The 16,868-nt window shown below is 68.5% G+C and carries 14 protein-coding genes; 10 read left to right on the top strand and 4 right to left on the bottom strand.

The annotated features are described in order from the left end of the window. Positions 1–115: 115 nt before the first annotated feature. Both ACIPRI_RS17730 and ACIPRI_RS17725 read right to left on the bottom strand, forming a co-directional pair. On the bottom strand, positions 116–1,252 hold the full coding sequence (locus tag ACIPRI_RS17730) for a PilT/PilU family type 4a pilus ATPase (RefSeq protein WP_446622776.1): 1,137 nt from the start codon (positions 1,250–1,252) through the stop codon (positions 116–118). Between the two features lie 27 nt (positions 1,253–1,279). Next, entirely contained in the window at positions 1,280–2,323 is a 1,044-nt protein-coding gene (locus ACIPRI_RS17725) for a type IV pilus twitching motility protein PilT (protein ID WP_446622775.1), read from the bottom strand. 74 nt (positions 2,324–2,397) lie between these two features. On the opposite strand from ACIPRI_RS17725, the gene ACIPRI_RS17720 reads away from it, so the two are divergent. Next, positions 2,398–3,087: a YggS family pyridoxal phosphate-dependent enzyme gene (locus ACIPRI_RS17720; RefSeq protein WP_446622774.1), complete on the top strand. Its 690-nt coding sequence runs from the start codon at positions 2,398–2,400 to the stop codon at positions 3,085–3,087. Between the two features lie 5 nt (positions 3,088–3,092). Here ACIPRI_RS17720 and ACIPRI_RS17715 read toward each other — a convergent pair whose 3' ends face one another. Beyond that, positions 3,093–3,971, bottom strand: coding sequence for a c-type cytochrome (locus ACIPRI_RS17715; protein ID WP_446622773.1), 879 nt, complete (start codon positions 3,969–3,971; stop codon positions 3,093–3,095). Positions 3,972–4,056: 85 nt separating this feature from the next. Here ACIPRI_RS17715 and ACIPRI_RS17710 point away from each other — a divergent pair, with 85 nt between their 5' ends. The 5 genes from ACIPRI_RS17710 to ACIPRI_RS17690 are packed head-to-tail and all read left to right on the top strand — an operon-like array spanning position 4,057 to position 9,685. After that, complete coding sequence (locus ACIPRI_RS17710; protein WP_446622772.1) at positions 4,057–4,482, top strand: c-type cytochrome; 426 nt, start codon at positions 4,057–4,059, stop codon at positions 4,480–4,482. Beyond that, positions 4,479–5,462: a cytochrome c oxidase subunit II gene (locus tag ACIPRI_RS17705; RefSeq protein ID WP_446622771.1), complete on the top strand. Its 984-nt coding sequence runs from the start codon at positions 4,479–4,481 to the stop codon at positions 5,460–5,462. Before ACIPRI_RS17710 ends, ACIPRI_RS17705 begins: the two co-directional genes overlap by 4 nt. Before the next feature lie 14 nt (positions 5,463–5,476). Beyond that, complete coding sequence (locus ACIPRI_RS17700; RefSeq protein ID WP_446622770.1) at positions 5,477–8,014, top strand: cbb3-type cytochrome c oxidase subunit I; 2,538 nt, start codon at positions 5,477–5,479, stop codon at positions 8,012–8,014. Positions 8,015–8,042: 28 nt separating this feature from the next. After that, positions 8,043–9,203, top strand: coding sequence for an AI-2E family transporter (locus tag ACIPRI_RS17695; protein ID WP_446622769.1), 1,161 nt, complete (start codon positions 8,043–8,045; stop codon positions 9,201–9,203). A gap of 32 nt (positions 9,204–9,235) precedes the next feature. Then, positions 9,236–9,685 carry an SRPBCC family protein gene (locus ACIPRI_RS17690; RefSeq protein ID WP_446622768.1) on the top strand — a complete coding sequence of 150 codons (450 nt, stop codon included), beginning with the start codon at positions 9,236–9,238 and terminating at the stop codon, positions 9,683–9,685. 4 nt (positions 9,686–9,689) lie between these two features. On the opposite strand, the gene ACIPRI_RS17685 is transcribed toward ACIPRI_RS17690, so the two are convergent. After that, positions 9,690–10,169, bottom strand: coding sequence for an Lrp/AsnC ligand binding domain-containing protein (locus ACIPRI_RS17685; protein ID WP_446622767.1), 480 nt, complete (start codon positions 10,167–10,169; stop codon positions 9,690–9,692). A 105-nt stretch (positions 10,170–10,274) separates the two neighbouring features. On the opposite strand from ACIPRI_RS17685, the gene ACIPRI_RS17680 reads away from it, so the two are divergent. From ACIPRI_RS17680 to ACIPRI_RS17665, 4 genes are all read left to right on the top strand, one after another. Beyond that, positions 10,275–13,268: an L-glutamate gamma-semialdehyde dehydrogenase gene (locus ACIPRI_RS17680; protein WP_446622766.1), complete on the top strand. Its 2,994-nt coding sequence runs from the start codon at positions 10,275–10,277 to the stop codon at positions 13,266–13,268. A gap of 91 nt (positions 13,269–13,359) precedes the next feature. Continuing rightward, positions 13,360–13,986, top strand: coding sequence for a DUF2242 domain-containing protein (locus ACIPRI_RS17675; RefSeq protein ID WP_446622765.1), 627 nt, complete (start codon positions 13,360–13,362; stop codon positions 13,984–13,986). Between the two features lie 87 nt (positions 13,987–14,073). After that, a complete protein-coding gene (locus ACIPRI_RS17670) occupies positions 14,074–14,892 on the top strand; it encodes a DUF2242 domain-containing protein (protein ID WP_446622764.1) in 819 nt (272 codons plus the stop codon). A gap of 283 nt (positions 14,893–15,175) precedes the next feature. Continuing rightward, entirely contained in the window at positions 15,176–16,858 is a 1,683-nt protein-coding gene (locus tag ACIPRI_RS17665; RefSeq protein ID WP_446622763.1) for a ShlB/FhaC/HecB family hemolysin secretion/activation protein, read from the top strand. The last annotated feature ends 10 nt before the right edge of the window (positions 16,859–16,868 follow it).

Genomic DNA, 16,868 nt, shown 5'->3' with positions numbered 1-16,868 from the left:
GGGCCGTCTGCGGCGTTGCCCGCGCGTGCAATGCTTCAGCATTGCTGCGCACGGGCGCCTTGCATCCAGCCCCAATGCGGGCCAACGCGATCCCCGTAAATAGTGTGAACAGGCCCTAGACGATCGCGAAGTGCTCGGTGCCGGCCGACAGATCGGTCGAGCGCGCCCGCTGGCTGTTGAGCTTGATCTGCAGCCGCAGGTCATTGGCCGAGTCGGCGTTGCGGATCGCCTCCTCGAAGGAGATGGCGTGGTTCTCGAAGAGGTCGAACAGGGCCTGGTCGAAGGTCTGCATGCCCAGGTTGCGGCTCTTCTTCATGATCTCCTTGATCTCGCCCACCTCGCCCTTGAAGATCATGTCGGCGACCAGCGGCGTGTTCAGCAGGATCTCCACCGCCGCCACCCGGCCGCGCCCGTCCTCGGTGGGAACGAGGCGCTGCGACACGAGCGAGCGCAGGTTGAGCGACAGGTCCATCAGGAGCTGTGCGCGCCGCTCTTCGGGGAAGAAGTTGATGATCCGGTCCAGCGCCTGGTTGGCGCTGTTGGCGTGCAAGGTGGCCATGCACAGGTGGCCCGTTTCGGCAAAGGCCACCGCGTGCTCCATGGTCTCGCGGTCGCGGATTTCGCCCATCAGGATCACGTCCGGCGCCTGGCGCAGGGTGTTCTTCAGTGCGGCTTCCCAGTTGTCGGTGTCGATGCCCACCTCGCGCTGCGTCACCACGCAGTTCTTGTGCGGGTGCACGAACTCGACCGGGTCTTCCACCGTCACGATGTGTCCGTAAGAGTTCTCGTTGCGCCAGTCGATCATGGCCGCGAGCGTGGTCGACTTGCCCGAGCCGGTGGCGCCCACCAGGATGCACAGGCCGCGCTTGGTCATCACCACGTCCTTGAGCACCTGCGGCATGTTCAGGCCGTCGATGGTGGGCAGCTTGGCCGGAATGGTCCGCATCACCATGCCCACCTTGCCCTGCTGCACGAAGGCATTGACGCGAAAGCGCCCGATGCCGGTCGGCGAGATGGCGAAGTTGCACTCCTTGGTGCGCTCGAACTCGGCCACCTGCCGGTCGTTCATCACCGCGCGCGTGAGCGCCAGCGTGTGTTGCGCGCCCAGCGGCTGGGCCGACACCTTGGTGACCTTGCCGTCCACCTTGATGGCCGGCGGGAAGTCGGCGGTGATGAAAAGGTCGCTGCCGTTGCGGCTGACCATCAGCTTGAGCAGATCGTTGATGAACTGGCTGGCCTGATCGCGTTCCATGATGTGACCGCTCCTTGAACTCTTTTCTTAGCCCGGGAAATTCTCGGGGATCTTCGCCTTCGAGCGCGCCTCGGCAGCCGAAATGACATTGCGGCGCACCAGGTCCGTCAGGTTCTGGTCCAGCGTCTGCATGCCCTGGCCGCTGCCGGTCTGGATCGACGAATACATCTGCGCCACCTTGGCCTCGCGGATCAGGTTGCGGATGGCCGGCGTGCCCAGCATGATCTCGTGCGCCGCCACGCGGCCCTGGCCGTCCTTGGTCTTGCACAGGGTCTGCGAGATCACCGCCTGCAGCGACTCCGACAGCATGGCGCGGATCATTTCCTTTTCCTCGCCCGGGAACACGTCGATCACCCGGTCGATGGTCTTGGCGGCCGACGAGGTGTGGAGGGTGCCGAACACCAGGTGGCCCGTTTCGGCCGCGGTCATCGCCAGGCGGATGGTTTCCAGGTCGCGCAATTCACCCACCAGGATCGCGTCCGGGTCTTCGCGCAGCGCCGAGCGCAGCGCGTTGGCGAAGGAGAGCGTCATAGGCCCGACCTCGCGCTGGTTGATCAGGCACTTCTTGGATTCGTGCACGAACTCGATCGGGTCTTCCACCGTGAGGATGTGGCCGTACTCGGTTTCGTTCAGGTAGTTGACCATCGCCGCCAAGGTGGTCGACTTGCCCGAGCCGGTCGGCCCGGTCACCAGCACCAGGCCGCGCGGCTTGAGCGCCAGATCGCCGAAGATCTTGGGTGCGTTGAGCTGCTCCAGCGTCAGGATCTTGGACGGAATGGTCCGGAACACCGCCGCCGCGCCGCGCGCCTGGTTGAAGGCGTTGACGCGAAAACGCGCCAGCCCGTCGATCTCGAACGAGAAGTCGACCTCCAGGAACTCTTCGTAGTGCTTGCGGTGCGTGTCGCTCATGATGTCGTACACCATGGCGTGCACCGCCTTGTGGTCCAGCGCATCGACGTTGATGCGCCGCACGTCGCCGTGCACCCGGATCATGGGCGGCAGGCCGGCCGACAGGTGCAGGTCCGAAGCCTTGTTCTTGACGCTGAATGCGAGCAGTTGGGTAATGTCCACGAGGCCCTCGAACCGGTGATGCGTTGACGTCAGGCTAAAGTCTTAGTGACGTTTTGATACGAATTTGGATGATTATGACGACGATTGCCGACAAGCTCCAGCAAGTGCGAACGCGCATTGACGCGGCGTGCAAGGCTTGTGGCCGCGACGCCGCCAGTGTGCGCCTGCTGGCAGTGTCCAAGACCTTTCCGGAGGCAGCGTTGCGCGCAGCCCACGCTGCCGGCCAGAGCGCCTTTGGCGAGAACTACGTGCAGGAGGGCGTGGCCAAGATCCAGGCACTCGCCGACCTTCGAAGCGCGATCGAATGGCACTGCATCGGGCCGCTGCAAAGCAACAAGACGCGCGTGGTGGCCGAGCATTTCGACTGGGTGCACAGCATCGACCGGCTGAAGATCGCGCAGCGCCTCTCCGAACAACGACCGGCCCAACTGCCGCCCTTGCAGCTGTGCCTGCAGGTGAACGTGGACGGCGGCGCCAACAAGTCCGGCGTGACGCCGCCGGAAGCTCTGGCGCTGGCGCGCCAGGTGGTCGAGCTGCCCAAGGTCAGGTTGCGCGGCTTGATGGCCATTCCGGAGCCGGCCGAAAGTTTTGAAGAACAGCGGGCCTTGTTTCTGCGCGCCACTGCACTTTATGAAGAGATGCGCGCTGCCGGCATGCCGCTCGATGTGCTGTCGCTGGGCATGAGCGCAGACTTGGAAGCGGCCGTTGCCGCGGGCAGCACGATGGTGCGGGTGGGGACGGCGATCTTTGGGGGGCGAGGGTAAGCCCCTCAATCCAAAGCCCCCAAATACGCCGCCATATCCCGCGCATCCTCCTGCGCCACCCCCAAGCTCGGCATCGCACTCCTCGGATCGACCTCATGCGTGCGCGTAATCCAGAGCACCATGTTCTCGGGCGTGTTCGCCAGCTTTCCCGCAATCAATGTTCGGCGCGCGATGCCGGCCAGCGGCGGGCCGACCTGCGGGTGGGAGCCGGCGATGCCGGGGATGGTGTGGCAGGCGCTGCACGCGTACTGCGCCAAGGCCTTGGCACCGCGCCCGCGATCGGCCGGGCGCGTGACAACAGAAGCAGTAGCAGAAGAAGGAAAAGAAGCCGATCGGCTGCAAGCCGGCGCCGCTGAAGTCGCATTCGTCGTTGTCGCCTGCGCATACTGCTGCGGCGTCAGCGCAGGCAGCTTCTGCAAGAACGCGACCACCGCCCAAATGTCCTCTTCGTCCAGGTGAAGCTCCCACGCCGGCATGCCGCTCATGCGGATGCCGTGGCGGGTCAGCCAGTACAGCTCGCGCGGCCTCCAGCGTTGCGTCGCGTCCACCAGCGGGCCAGGCAAGGGCTGCATGCTTTGGCCGAAGTCCCGCTGCGCCACGCCCGGCGCGCCGTGGCATTGCACGCACTTGTCCCTGAAGCAGGCGGCGCCGCGCACCAGCAGGCGCGGGTCGTCCAGCGCCATGTGGGGCGGCGGCGCGATGCTGCGCGCGCGCAGGCGCACCGATTGGTGCATCGCGCGCTCCAGCAAGGTGTAGACGGGCTGCCAATGCTGCTGAGTGGCGGCCACGTCGTAGAGGCCGCCACCCACCACCAGCGCCACGCCAGCCAGCGCCGCGGCGAGCAGGGTGGCGAGTGTGATCAGCACGGTCTTGGCGGTACCCATGGCGATTTTTTCGCGGCATTGTCCGACGCGATGCAGCGGCGCCGTGTAGTCGCAATCCGCTTTCTGTCGGCTCAAAACTAGCCGAATGCTGCAGGGCCGCTTCGCTCCATCACTGTTGTTGTCGCCGCGCGGATCTTTTTCAACGACGGCACTGCTGGCCTGCGCGTGCCTGCTCGTCGGCGGCTGCGAGCTGAACAACAAGCCCGAGCCGCCCTACAACGATCCGCCGCCCGACCAGCGCCTGCGCGGCCAGGTGCTGATGGTGCAGTACCAATGCGGCAGCTGCCACGCAATTCCACAGGTGGCGGCGGCGCGCGGCAACGTCGGGCCGTCGCTCGCCGGCTTCGGCCGGCGCAGCTACATCGCCGGCGAGCTGCCCAATGGCCCCGAGACCCTGGCGCGCTGGATCGAGTCCCCCGGCGCGCTGGTGCCCGGCACGGTGATGCCGGCCATGGGCGTCGCGCCGCAGGACGCGCGCGACATGGCGGCCTACCTGCTCACCCTCACATGAGCGGGCCGGCGCCGGCTGCTGCTTCTGCCTATTCGCAATCTGCGTTGGAGCCGGGCGGGCCAATCGCCGAGTTGCTGCTGGGCGTGAGCGGCGTGCTGATCGCGGGCGCCAGCCTTATCTTCCTGGGCGTGATGCTGCTGCTCGCGTTGGCGCTGCGCCGGCGCAGCAGCAGCAACAACGGCCGGCCGTTCGATGCGCGCTGGTGGATCGGCGGCGGCGGCCTGCTCTTTCCCGGCGTGCTGCTGGTGCTGCTGTTTCTCTACAGCGAGAGTCACCGCCCGCCGTGGCGCCCGGTGCCGCCGGCCGATGCGCTGATCGTCGGCATCACCGGCCACCTGTGGTGGTGGGAAGTGCGGCTCACCGATCCGGCCAGCGGCGCCGAGGTGGTGACGGCCAACGAGCTGCGCATCCCGGTCGGCCGGCCCATCTACCTGGGCCTGGCCAGTGCCGACGTGCTGCACAGCTTCTGGGTGCCCAGCCTGGCCGGCAAGATGGACATGGTGCCGGGCCGCATGCAGCACCTGCAGTTGCAGGCCGACCGCCCTGGCACCTGGCGCGGCCAGTGCGCCGAGTTCTGCGGCACGCAGCATGCACGCATGGCGCTGCATGTGGTGGCGCAGCCGCCTGAGGACTTCGCCAACTGGCTCGCCGGGCAAGCCCGCCCCGCCGTGCCACTGCCGGAGGGCGAGCCAGGCGCGGCCCTGGCGCGCGGGCGCGATGCCTTTCTCGCCCATCGCTGCAACGCCTGCCACACGGTGCGCGGCGTGGCAGAGGAGGGTCGCCTCGGCCCTGATCTCACGCATGTGGGCAGCCGCCTTGCGCTGGGCGCCGGGGCCCTGGCCAACGGGCCGGCCGCGCTGGCCGATTGGGTCGCCCACACCCAGCAGCACAAGCCCGGTGCGCACATGCCGTCGTCCGCGCAGCGGCTCGATGCGGCCACCGTGCGCGACATCGCCGCCTGGCTGGCGCATCTGCAATGAACGAGAAGCCGCCCATGGCCACCGCACCTGCACCGCCTTCCGCCTTGCCGCGGCCGCCCGGCGAACGCGAGGGCCTGGAACGCGCCTGGCGCGCGCCCACAGGCTGGCGCCTGCTCTCGGCGGTGAACAACACCCACGTCGGCGCCTTCTACATCGCCGCCGCCATGCTCTTTTTCGTGCTGGCCGGCATCCTGGCCTTGCTGATGCGCACGCAGCTCGCGCTGCCGGACAACACGCTGGTCGGCCCGGCCACCTACAACCAGCTCTTCACCATGCACGGCACGGTGATGATGTTCCTGTTCGCGGTGCCCATCATCGAGGCGGTGGCGGTCTACCTGCTGCCGGGCATGCTGGGCGCGCGCGACCTGCCTTTTCCGCTGCTCTCGGCCTATGCCTTCTGGGCCTACGCGATCGGCGGCCTCGTCTTCTTCTGCACCATCTTCTTCGGCGCCTCGCCCGACGGCGGCTGGTTCATGTATCCGCCGCTCACCGGCAAGGAGTTCTCGCCCGGGCGCGGCGCCGACTGGTGGCTGCTGGGCATCGGCTTCATCGAGATCTCGGCCATCGCCGGTGCCATCGAGCTGATCATCGGCATCGCGTTCACCCGCGCGCCGGGCATGCGCCTGATGCGCGTACCGGTGTTCGCCTGGGCCATGCTGGTGGTGGCGCTGATGATCGTGTTCGCCTTTCCGGCAGTGATTGCCAGCACGGCACTGCTGGAGTTGGAGCGCGCCTTCAACTGGCCCTTCTTCACGCCGGCGCGCGGCGGCGATCCGCTGTTGTGGCAGCACCTGTTCTGGTTCTTCGGCCACCCCGAGGTCTACATCATCTTCCTGCCCGCCGCCGGCCTGGTCTCGATGATGATTCCCGCACTCACCGGCACACCGCTGGTGGCGTACCGCGCGGTGGTGATGGCGCTGGCGGCGGTGGGCGTGCTGAGCTTCGCGCTGTGGATCCACCACATGTTCGCCGCCGGCCTCGGCACCTTCTCGATGCAGCTGGTGTCGGCCGCCAGCTTCGCCGTCGCCATCCCGAGCGCGGTGCAGATCTTTGCCTGGATCGCCACCTTCTGGCGCGGCACCGTGCGCTGGGACACGCCCACGCTGTTCCTCCTGGGCTTTCACTTCACCTTCGTGCTGGGTGGGCTCACCGGCGTGATGGTGGCGGTGCTGCCCTTCGACTGGCAGGCGCACGACAGCTACTTCGTCGTGGCGCACCTGCACTACGTGCTGATCGGCGGCATGGTGTTTCCGCTGTTCGCGGGGCTGTACTACTGGATGCCGATCTTCAACGGCCAACGGCTTTGCGAACGCGCCGGCCGCTGGGTCTTCGCCCTGATGTTCGGCGGCTTTCACCTGGCCTTCTTCCCGATGCACGCCACCGGCCTCATGGGCATGCCGCGGCGCGTCTACACCTACCCCGGCGACCTGGGCTGGAATGCGCTCAACCTGCTGTCGACCCTGGGCGCCTTCGTGCTGGCGGCCGGCGTGCTGCTGTTCTTCGTCGATGCCGTGCGCACCTTGCGGCGGCCCGAGCGCGAGCACGGCAACCCCTGGCGTGCCGGCACGCTGGAATGGCTGCCGCAGCGCGACTACGGCGTGCGCAGCATCCCGCAGGTCGATGCGCGCGAGCCGCTGTGGACGCAGCCCGATCTGCCGCAGGAGGTGGAGGCCGGACGCCACTGGCTGCCGGGCACGGCCTTCGGCGGGCGCGAGACGCTGATCACCAGCGTTCGCGATGCGCACCCGATCTACCTGCTGCGCCTGCCGACCGACGACTGGCGACCGCTCACCGCGGCGGCCGGCACCGCGGGCTTCTTTCTGTTGCTGACGGTGGAGCAGCCGGCGCTCGCCTTCGCCTCCGGCATCGTGGCCGTGGTGGCGGTGCTGCGCTGGCTGTGGCATGCCGACCGCGTGCCGCCCTCGCCCAGCGTGCTGGTGGCCGAAGGCGTGGTGCTGCCGGTGGGCGCGGGCCACTGGTCGCGCTCGCATTCGTGGTGGGCGGTGATCGTGCTGATTGCGGTCGACATGACGGTGTTCGCCTCTTTCGTCTACGCGCACCTGCATGTGGCGATGGCGGCCGACGTCTGTCCGCCGGCGGGCGCGGCCTTGCCGGCCTGGCGCTGGCCACTGGCCTCGGCCCTGCTGCTCGCCGCCAGCGTGGCACTGTTGTGGGGCGCGACCCGTTCGCTGGCAAGGCCGACGCCGCGCGGGCAACGCACCCTGCGCCTGCTGGTGACGCTGGCGCTGGGCTGCCTGGCTGCTTCCTTCGCACTGGATTTCGCGGGTCATTCACGCGCCGGCCTGGACCCCGATGCCCAGGCCTGGAGCGCCACCGTCGCCACGCTGCTCGGCTACCAGGGCCTGCACGTGCTGGTGCTGCTGATGATGGGCGGCTACCTGCTCGTGCGCTCCTGGAGCGGCCAACTGCAGCCGCGCGCGCGTGCCACCCTGGACAACGTCTTGCCCATGGCCTGCTGCGTCCTCGCCCAGGGCGTGCTGGGTGCGCTCGCGGTGCAGCTCGCGCCGCGCCTGGGCGCAGGCGCCGGATGATCGATCAAGAAGAACAGGAGGCGGTCCCATGTTGCGCACCACCACGTCATCCAAGCGCGCTTCGGAGCAGGAACAGCGCGAAGAGGAGAACACCTTGCCGGCGCCCGCGCCGCCAGCACCCGCCGCCGGCTGGCTGACACGCCGGCGGACCTCGGCCCTGGCACTTCTGGCGGTCACCGCGCTGGCCCTCTACCTGTGCTGGAAGATCACGCAGCCCTTCGTGCCGGCGCTGGCCTGGGCGCTGGCACTGGCCATCATCGGCTCCAGGCTGCACCGCTGGTTGCTGCGGCGCCTGAGGCATCCCGGCCTCAGCGCAGGGCTGGCGACCGCGGTGCTGATCGTCTTCATCGCCGCCCCGATCGCGGCCACCGCGCCCACGATCACGGCCAAGGTCAGGGAGGGCTGGGAGCAGATGCGCTCGGTCTCGACGCAGGAGCGCGTGCAGAAGGTGCTGGGCAACAACCGTGCGCTGGCGCCGGTGGCCGACATCGTGGCGCGCTATGCACCCTCGGCCGAGGAAATGGCCGAGCAACTGGCGCCGCGCCTGCCCAGCCTGGCGACGGGCTCGATGTGGGCCGGCGTGCAAATGCTGGTGAGCTTCTTTGCCCTGTTCTATCTGCTGCGCGACCGCGAACAGGCACTGGCCTTCCTGCGTTCGCTGATCCCGCTGACCGCTGCCGAGACCAGCCGGCTGTTCCGGCGCGTGGCCGACGTGGTGCGCGCCAGCGTGCTGGGCACGCTGCTGGTGGCGGCGGTGCAGGGCCTGCTGGGCGGCCTCATGTTCTGGTGGCTGGACTTGCCGGCGCCGCTGCTGTGGGGCGTGGTGATGTTTCTGCTGTCGGTGCTGCCGATCCTGGGCGCGGCCATCGTCTGGTTTCCGACGGCGCTCTTCCTGCTGATGGAAGGCAGTTGGGAGAAGGCGCTGATCCTCGCCCTGTGGGGCACCGTGGTCATCGCGCTGATCGACAACCTGCTCTATCCTGTGTTTGTCGGCAACAAGCTGCGGCTGCACACGCTGCTGGTGTTCATTGCGATCCTCGGCGGCCTGTTCCTGTTCGGCGCGTCGGGCCTGATCCTCGGGCCCATCGTGCTGGCCGTGACGCTTGCAGTGATCGACATCTGGCGCGAGCGCACGGCAGCCGGCCAGACGGCCGATGGCCCGCCGGCACCGCCGTCTTCCTCATCGTGACCTCTCGTTCAGTCAAAAAGGAGAACCTGCACATGCCTACCGGTACCGTTCGCCTGCATCGCGTCCTCACCGCCCCACCCGAGCGCGTCTACCGCGCCTTCCTCGATCCCGTGGCCATGGCCAAGTGGCTGCCGCCGTATGGCTTCACCTGCCAGGTCCAGCACATGGATGCGCGGGTGGGCGGCAGCTACAAGGCGTCCTTCACCAACTTCAGCAGTGGCAAGAGCCAGTCCTTCGGCGGCGAGTACCTGGAGCTGGTGCCTGGCGAGCGCATCGTCCACACCGATGCCTTCGACGACCCGAACCTGCCCGGCATCATGAAGACCACCGTCAGCCTGAAGGCGGTGTTCTGCGGCACCGAGCTCAACGTGGTGCAGGAGGGCATCCCCGAGCAGATCCCGCCGGAGGCCTGTTACCTGGGCTGGCAGGAGTCGCTGACCTTGCTGGCGCTTCTGGTGCAGGCGCAGATCCCGGACGAGTGAGCGATCAGATCGCCAGCGGCAGCTTCGCGCTGCTCTTCACTTCTTCCATCACCGCATAGGTGCGCGTCTCGCGCACGCCGGGCAGTTGCCACAGCACGGTGCCGGCGAACGCGCGGTACGCGGCCATGTCGGCCATGCGCGTCTTGATCAGGTAGTCGAAGCCGCCGGCCACCATGTGGCATTCCATGATCTCGTCGCGCACCTGTACCGCGGCTTTGAATTCTTCGAACACGTTGGGCGTGGTGCGGTCCAGCAGCACTTCGACGAAAACAATGAAGCCGCGGCCCAGCTTGTGCGGATCGAGCCGCGCCTCGTAGCCTTGGATGAAGCCCTCGCGCGTCAGGCGCTGCACCCGCGCCAGCACCGCGGTGGGCGAGAGCGCGACGGCCTCCGCCAGCTTGAGATTCGACAGCCGACCGTCTTCCTGAAGAATCTTCAGGATTCGCAGGTCGATCCGGTCCAGATTGGGCGGGTACTCGGTCATGGCCGAAGAATTATCTATTTCTTTGGCAATCTTTGGTGAATAACTCGACGCCCATCGGCGGAGCATCCGGTTCATTCACCCACTGCAAAAAGAACCGAGCCCGCCATGCGCCTGCCCACCCCCTATCGCGACGAATGTGAGGTTGTCGCCCAGCGTCTTGCCTTTCTCACCGACGCCCTCGACTGGCGCGCCGCCGCCATCGTGGCCACGCCCTGGGTGGAGAACGTGCGGCGCCACCCGCCGCCCTTCTGGGCCATGGAAAGCCTGCTGCGCGAATACCCCATCAGCAGCGCCGAGGGCCTGGCCCTGATGCGCCTGGCCGAGGCGCTGCTGCGCGTGCCCGACGCGCCCACCGCCATCGCTCTCACGGCCGACCAGCTGAGCCGGGCCGATTTCAATGGCGCGCACGACTCGGCGCTGTCGCGCCTGTCTGCCTCGGCCATCGCGCTGTCCAAGAAATTCCTGCCGCCGGAAGAGGGCGACGCAGCAGCGGCGCAGCACCCGCCCGGCCTGATGGCCCGCCTGGGCGCGCGCGGCGTGGTGGCCGCCACCTTGCGCGCGGTGCAGCTGCTGGGCCGCCAGTTCGTGCTGGGCCAGCACATCGGCGAGGCCATGAGCGAGGCGCGCAGCGCGCGCGCCAAACATCCGCAGCTGCACTACAGCTACGACATGCTCGGCGAGGGCGCGCGCACCGACGAAGACGCGCTGCGCTACCTGGAGAGCTATCGCCACGCGATCGAAGCCATCGCCAAGGACGCCAAGGGGAGCGACACACCCGAGCGTATCGACGGCATCTCCATCAAGCTCAGCGCCCTGCATCCGCGTTACGAAGCGGCGCAGCAAGAGCGGGTGATGCGCGAACTGGTGCCGCGCGTCTGGCAGCTGTGCGAGCTGGCGGCCAGCGCGCACCTCAACCTCACCATCGACGCCGAAGAGGTCGACCGGCTCGAGCTTTCGCTCGATGTGTTCGAGGCGCTGGCCGAGCGCGTGGCCGCCGAGTATCCGCAGTGGCAGGGCTTCGGCCTGGCGCTGCAGGCCTACCAGACGCGCGCACTGGAGCTGGTGGATCACGTGATCGGCATCGCGCGGCGCCTGAAGCTGCGCCTCATGTGCCGCTTGGTGAAGGGCGCCTACTGGGACGCCGAGATCAAGCGCGCGCAGGAGCTGGGCCTGCCGCACTACCCGGTGTTCACCCACAAGCACCACAGCGACGTGAGCTACCTGGCCTGCGCGCGCGCCCTGCTGGCCGCGCCCGACGCCATTTATCCGCAGTTCGCCACGCACAACGCCGGCACCATCGCGGGCATCCTGCAGATGGCGGCGCGCCAGGCCAAGGAGCCGTCGTTTGAACTGCAGCGCCTGCACGGCATGGGCGAGGGCATCTACCGTGAAGTGATGAAGACCGTGCCGCAACTGCCGGTGCGTGTGTATGCGCCAGTGGGCCAGCACAAGGACCTGCTGGCCTATCTGGTGCGGCGCTTGCTGGAAAACGGCGCCAACTCGTCCTTCGTGAACCAGCTGGGCGATGCGCAGGTGCCGCTGGTGGAGCTGCTGGCCTCGCCGCTGCACTTGACGCGCGCTTCCGGCATCGCCCTGCCGCCGGCGCTCTATGGCGCGGGGCGCGCCAACAGCCAGGGCTTGGATCTCAGCGTCGAAAGCATGGTGGCGCCGCTCTTTGCCGCGCATGCACAAAGCAAGGTGCCGGCGGTGGCCGAAGCCACGCCGGCCGAGATCGAGCGCGCACTGGCCGCGGCGCATGCGGCGTTCAAGCCCTGGCGCCAGACCCCTGTCGAGCGGCGGGCCGACATCCTGCGAGGCGCCGCAAGCGCGCTGCAAGACGAGCTGCCGCGCTTTTGCGCCCTGCTGGTGCGCGAAGCCTTCAAGACCTGGGGCGATGCAGTGGCCGAGGTGCGCGAGGCCATCGATTTCCTGCGCTACTACGCGATGGAGGCCGAACGCCTGATGCAGCCCAGCGTCTTGCCCGGACCCACCGGCGAAAGCAACACGCTCACGCTGGTGGGCCGCGGCGCCTGGGTCTGCATCAGCCCTTGGAACTTCCCGCTGGCCATCTTCACCGGCCAGGTCGCCGCGGCGCTGGCCACCGGCAACACGGTGCTGGCCAAGCCGGCCGAGCAGACGCCGGGCATCGCGCTGGAAATGGTCGGGCTGCTGCACCGCGCGGGCGTGCCTGGCGAGGCGCTGCAATTGCTGCACGGGCCCGGCGAGACGGTGGGCGCCGCGCTGGTGGCGGCGCCCGGCGTGGCGGGCGTGGTGTTCACCGGCTCCACCGCGGTGGCCAAGCACATTCATCGCGCGCTGGCGGCCAAGGACGGCCCCATCGTGCCGCTGATCGCCGAGACCGGCGGCATCAACGCCATGGTGGTCGATTCCAGCGCGCTGCCGGAGCAGGTGGTCGACGCGGTGCTGCAAAGCGCCTTCCGCTCGGCCGGTCAGCGCTGCTCGGCGCTGCGCCTGTTGTGCGTGCACGAGGCCATTGCAGAGCCGCTGATCGCCATGCTGCGCGGTGCCGTGGCGGAACTGTCGGTGGGCGACACCGCCTTGCTCAGCACCGACGTGGGCCCGCTGATCGACGACGAGGCCTGCCGCAACGTGAGCCACGCCGTGGAGCGCCTGCAGGCCACGCAGCGCGCGCTGCTGGTGTCGGCGTCTTCCGGCGAAGGCGTGCAGTCCAACGTCGTCGCGCCCTGTGCCTTCGAGGTGGATGGCATCGACAGCGTGCGCGAAGCCGGCGAGATCTTCGGCCCGGTGCTGCAGGTGCTGCGCTGGTCGGGCGAGCCGGCTGCGCTCATCGAGCGCATCAACGGCCTGGGCTACGGCCTCACCCTGGGCCTGCAGACGCGCATCGACAGCCGGGCCCAGGCGCTGGCGCGCGCGGCCCACGTGGGCAATGTCTATGTCAACCGCAACGTCATCGGCGCGGTGGTGGGCGTGCAGCCCTTCGGCGGCGAAGGGCTGAGCGGCACCGGGCCCAAGGCCGGCGGCCCCAACTACCTGCCGCGCTTTTGCGCCGAGCAGACGATCACCATCAACACCACGGCGGCCGGCGGCAACGCGGCGCTGCTGGCCGCCGGGACCTGAAGACCACATTTGCTTGAGAGGCGCCATCCGACAGGCAGGCGAGGGAAAGGCTGACGCGGCGGCCGGCAATGCCGCCGCTCCAATGCAAGACATGCCCCATTTGCACGCACTTCAACCATCCTCCCTGGGCCGCACGCTGGCCGCCGGCGTGCTCGGCCTGGCGCTGGCCGGCTGCGGCTCCGGCAAGGACATGCGGGGCGGCTTTGCCCCCGAGGCCTTCGATTCGACCGACACGCATGCGCGCAACTTTGCGGCCAGCGAAGCGCAGACCTGCGAGGCGGCGCGGCGCGCGCTGCTGAGCCAGGGCTACCAGGTCAAGGACGCGAACCACCAGCTGGTCACCGGCAACAAGAGCTTCCAGCCCGACAGCGAGGTGCACATGGAAATGCAGCTGCGCGTGGTGTGCGCCAAGGACGCGCGTGCGCCGCAAGGCCAGCACGGCAGCATCGCCTTTGTCAGCGCGCTGCAGGACCGTTACAGCCTGAAGCGGGTCAACAACTCGGCCAGCGTGGGCGTCGGGGTGCTGGGCTCGCTGTCGCTGCCCTATTCGTCCAGCGAGGACGCGATGGTCAAGGTGGCCAGCCAGACGGTGACCGACGAGCAGTTCTACGAGCGCTTCTATGCGCTGATCGAGCGCTACTTGGAGGCGCAGGGGCCCGAACCGGCGCTACCGTCGCCCCTGGCGCCACCCCCGGCGGCAGGCGAGAAGAAGGACTGAATCTCAGGCGCCCGGCAGGGAACGCAGCGCCGATTTGTGGCTCCAAGAGCCCTGCCGGCCGCTGGCCGAGTAGCATTTCGGCCTGCCATGTCCTTTCGTCACTTCCCAATCCGCCTTCCCGTTCCCCCCGCGCCCCTGGCTGCGGCCCTGCTGGGCCTGGCCTTGGCCGGCTGCGGCTCGAGCCCGCAGCGCGTCACCTACGACCCCGAGGCCTTCAGCTCGACCGATACGCACAGCCGCGTGTTCGATGCCTCGGAGGCCCAGACCTGCGAGGCCGCGCGCCGCGCCCTGCTGAGCCAGGGCTACCTGGTGACGGCGGCCAACAGCGAGCTGGTGACCGGCAAGAAGTCCTTCCAGCCGGCGCCCGAGGTGCATGTCGAGCTGGATTTCCGCGTGGTCTGCGCCAACGAGACGGGCCCGCGCAGAGCGGCGCGCGGCACGCCGGCGCGCACCCTCGTGTTCGTCAGCGCGCTGCAGGACCGCTACAGCCTGAAGAAGGTCAACAACTCGGCCAGCGTGGGCGTGGGCATGATCGGCTCGGTGTCGCTGCCCTATTCGTCGAGCGACGACTCGCTGGTCAAGGTGGCCAGCCAGACGGTGACCGACGAAAACTTCTACGAGCGCTTCTTTTCCATCGTCCAGCGCTACGTCGTGATCGATGCACCGCTGCAGGGCGAGCCGCCCGTGGCCGCGCCCGTCACCTCGTCGACGCTGGTGGCACAACCCCTGGCGGAGACGCTGGCGCCGCAGATCGCCGTGCCGTCGCCTGCACCTGCACTCGCTTCGGCCCCGGCCCCGCAACAGGTCCAGATGCGCGCCCCGCCCCTGCCGGTCGAGCCGCTGGGCGAGCCGGCCAGCATGCCAAGCCAGGCGCAGACCGCCGGCGCCGCGCCGGCCGCGCGCTGACGCCGGCCGAAGCGCGAAATTCTTCACATTCCGTGAGGGCTGCCAGGGCCGGCAGACCCTCCGCTCACCGTTTTCGGTGATGTTCCAATGTGAATCTTTGTGTAACAGTCCGCGCGCCAAAAGATCCTTCCCGCCAAGCCCTTGAAGGGCTGCATGTCGCATTCGGGCAGGGGTCGCCTCACTGGCCGCGCCCATGTTGCCCTTTGCCTTTCGCTCCCTCGAGTCCGCCTGCCCGCGCAGCGCGCTTCGCTTACAGATTGTTCCGCTGGCGGCTGCGTCTCTGTTGCTGGCCGGCATCACGGCGCAGGCACAGGTCGCCCCGCGTGTCATCGAGCGCCAGGGCCAGGTCATCGAGCGCCAGCAGCAGGAGCGGCTGCGCGAAGAGCAGGAGCGGGCGCTGCAGCAGCTGCCGCCGCGCGGCGGCGCCGATCTCAAGGCCATCGAGCCGCAGGTTTCGGTGCCCGACCTTGGCGTGCCCTGCCGTGACATCCGCGAGCTGCGCATCGGCGGCGCGCCCCTGCTGCCGCCCGACCTGCGCGCCGGACTGACGCGCGACTACGCCGGCCGCTGCCTGGCGGTGGGTGACCTGGAGGCGGTGCTGGCCGCCATCACCAAGAGCTACATCGAGCGCGGCTACATCACCACCCGCGCCTACCTGCCCGCGCAGGACCTGCGCAGCGGCGTGCTCGAGGTCACGGTGGTGGAAGGCACCATCGAGCGCTTTGATCTGCAAAGCTTCGGCCGCGAGGGCGCCAAGGTCTATCTCCCCGGTGCCTTTCCGTCCGAGGCCGGCGAACGGCTGAACGTGCGCGACCTGGAGCAGGGCATCGATCAGCTCAACAGCCTGGCTTCCAATTCCGCCACGCTGGACGTGCAGCCGGGCAGCCAGCCTGGCCAGAGCGTGGTGGTGGTGCGCAACCAGGCCAGCCTGCCGGTGCACCTGTACGCCAGCTACGACAACCTGGGCACGCCGTCCACCGGCAAACAGGCGCTGTCGGCCACGGTCAGCTTCGACAGCCTGCTCGGCTTCAATGAACTGTTCGCCGTGACGCGCCGCCAGTCGGTGCCGCATGACGGCGAGCACAACTCCGAGACCACCGCCCTGCGCGCGGTGCTGCCCTGGGGCTACAACACGCTGAGCTTCGATGCCAGCGAGAGCCAGTACGTCAATGTGCTGCAGCTGCCCAGCGGCAACAAGCTGGCGTCCGAAGGCACCACCATCACGCAAAGCCTCGCGCTGGACCGCGTGGTCTTTCGCGATCAGGCGGGCCGCCTGTCGCTGGGCGGGCGCCTGACCACGCAGGACACGCGCAGCTTTCTCGGCGGCGAGTACCTGCCGATCAGCAGCCGCACGATCACCACGTTCGACCTGGGCCTGAACGGCTTCACGCAACTGGCCGGCGGCATTCTCAACGGCCGCCTCGGCTACGTGCGCGGCATCAAGGCGCTCGGCGCGCTGGATGACCTGGACGGCCTGCCGGAAGATTTCCCGCATGCCCAGTTCGGCAAGTTCATGGTCGATGCCGGCTACAACCGGCGCTTCGAGCTGGGCGGCGGCACGGCGCTGCTGTGGTCGACCCAGGTCAGCGGCCAGTACACGCGCGACGTGCTCTATGGCTCGCAGCAGATCCTGATCGGCGGCGCCAGCACGGTGCGCGGCTCGCTGCTCAACACGCTCAGCGGCGACCGCGGCTGGTACGCGCGCAACGATCTCTCTTGGCCCTGGCAGACCACGCTGGCGGGCGAGCCTGTCGCCGGCCGCGTCTACGCCGGCTACGACTTCGGCCTGGTGCACAACAACGCGCCCTTCGTGCCGCAAGGCTCCATGTCCGGCGTGACGCTGGGCCTGGCCTTCCAGCTGCGCAGCGTCAGCGTGGACCTGTTCGCCTCGCGCGCCGCGCACCTGCCTTCCTGGATGCCCAGCGAATCGACGCTCTACAGCATCCGCCTTTCCGCCTCCCTCTGACCGCGAGCAC

The sequence above is a fragment of the Variovorax sp. LARHSF232 genome (assembly GCF_052871435.1).
This window is presented reverse-complemented; position numbering and strand designations above follow the sequence as displayed.

Coding starts and splice junctions, on each gene's coding strand:
- ACIPRI_RS17695 (WP_446622769.1), top strand. CDS start 8,043: ATGTTGCGCACCACCACGTCATCCAAGCGCGCTTCGGAGCAGGAACAG.
- ACIPRI_RS17675 (WP_446622765.1), top strand. CDS start 13,360: ATGCCCCATTTGCACGCACTTCAACCATCCTCCCTGGGCCGCACGCTG.
- ACIPRI_RS17705 (WP_446622771.1), top strand. CDS start 4,479: ATGAGCGGGCCGGCGCCGGCTGCTGCTTCTGCCTATTCGCAATCTGCG.
- ACIPRI_RS17685 (WP_446622767.1), bottom strand. CDS start 10,169: ATGACCGAGTACCCGCCCAATCTGGACCGGATCGACCTGCGAATCCTG.
- ACIPRI_RS17690 (WP_446622768.1), top strand. CDS start 9,236: ATGCCTACCGGTACCGTTCGCCTGCATCGCGTCCTCACCGCCCCACCC.
- ACIPRI_RS17700 (WP_446622770.1), top strand. CDS start 5,477: ATGGCCACCGCACCTGCACCGCCTTCCGCCTTGCCGCGGCCGCCCGGC.
- ACIPRI_RS17670 (WP_446622764.1), top strand. CDS start 14,074: ATGTCCTTTCGTCACTTCCCAATCCGCCTTCCCGTTCCCCCCGCGCCC.
- ACIPRI_RS17710 (WP_446622772.1), top strand. CDS start 4,057: ATGCTGCAGGGCCGCTTCGCTCCATCACTGTTGTTGTCGCCGCGCGGA.
- ACIPRI_RS17715 (WP_446622773.1), bottom strand. CDS start 3,971: ATGGGTACCGCCAAGACCGTGCTGATCACACTCGCCACCCTGCTCGCC.
- ACIPRI_RS17680 (WP_446622766.1), top strand. CDS start 10,275: ATGCGCCTGCCCACCCCCTATCGCGACGAATGTGAGGTTGTCGCCCAG.
- ACIPRI_RS17730 (WP_446622776.1), bottom strand. CDS start 1,252: ATGGAACGCGATCAGGCCAGCCAGTTCATCAACGATCTGCTCAAGCTG.
- ACIPRI_RS17720 (WP_446622774.1), top strand. CDS start 2,398: ATGACGACGATTGCCGACAAGCTCCAGCAAGTGCGAACGCGCATTGAC.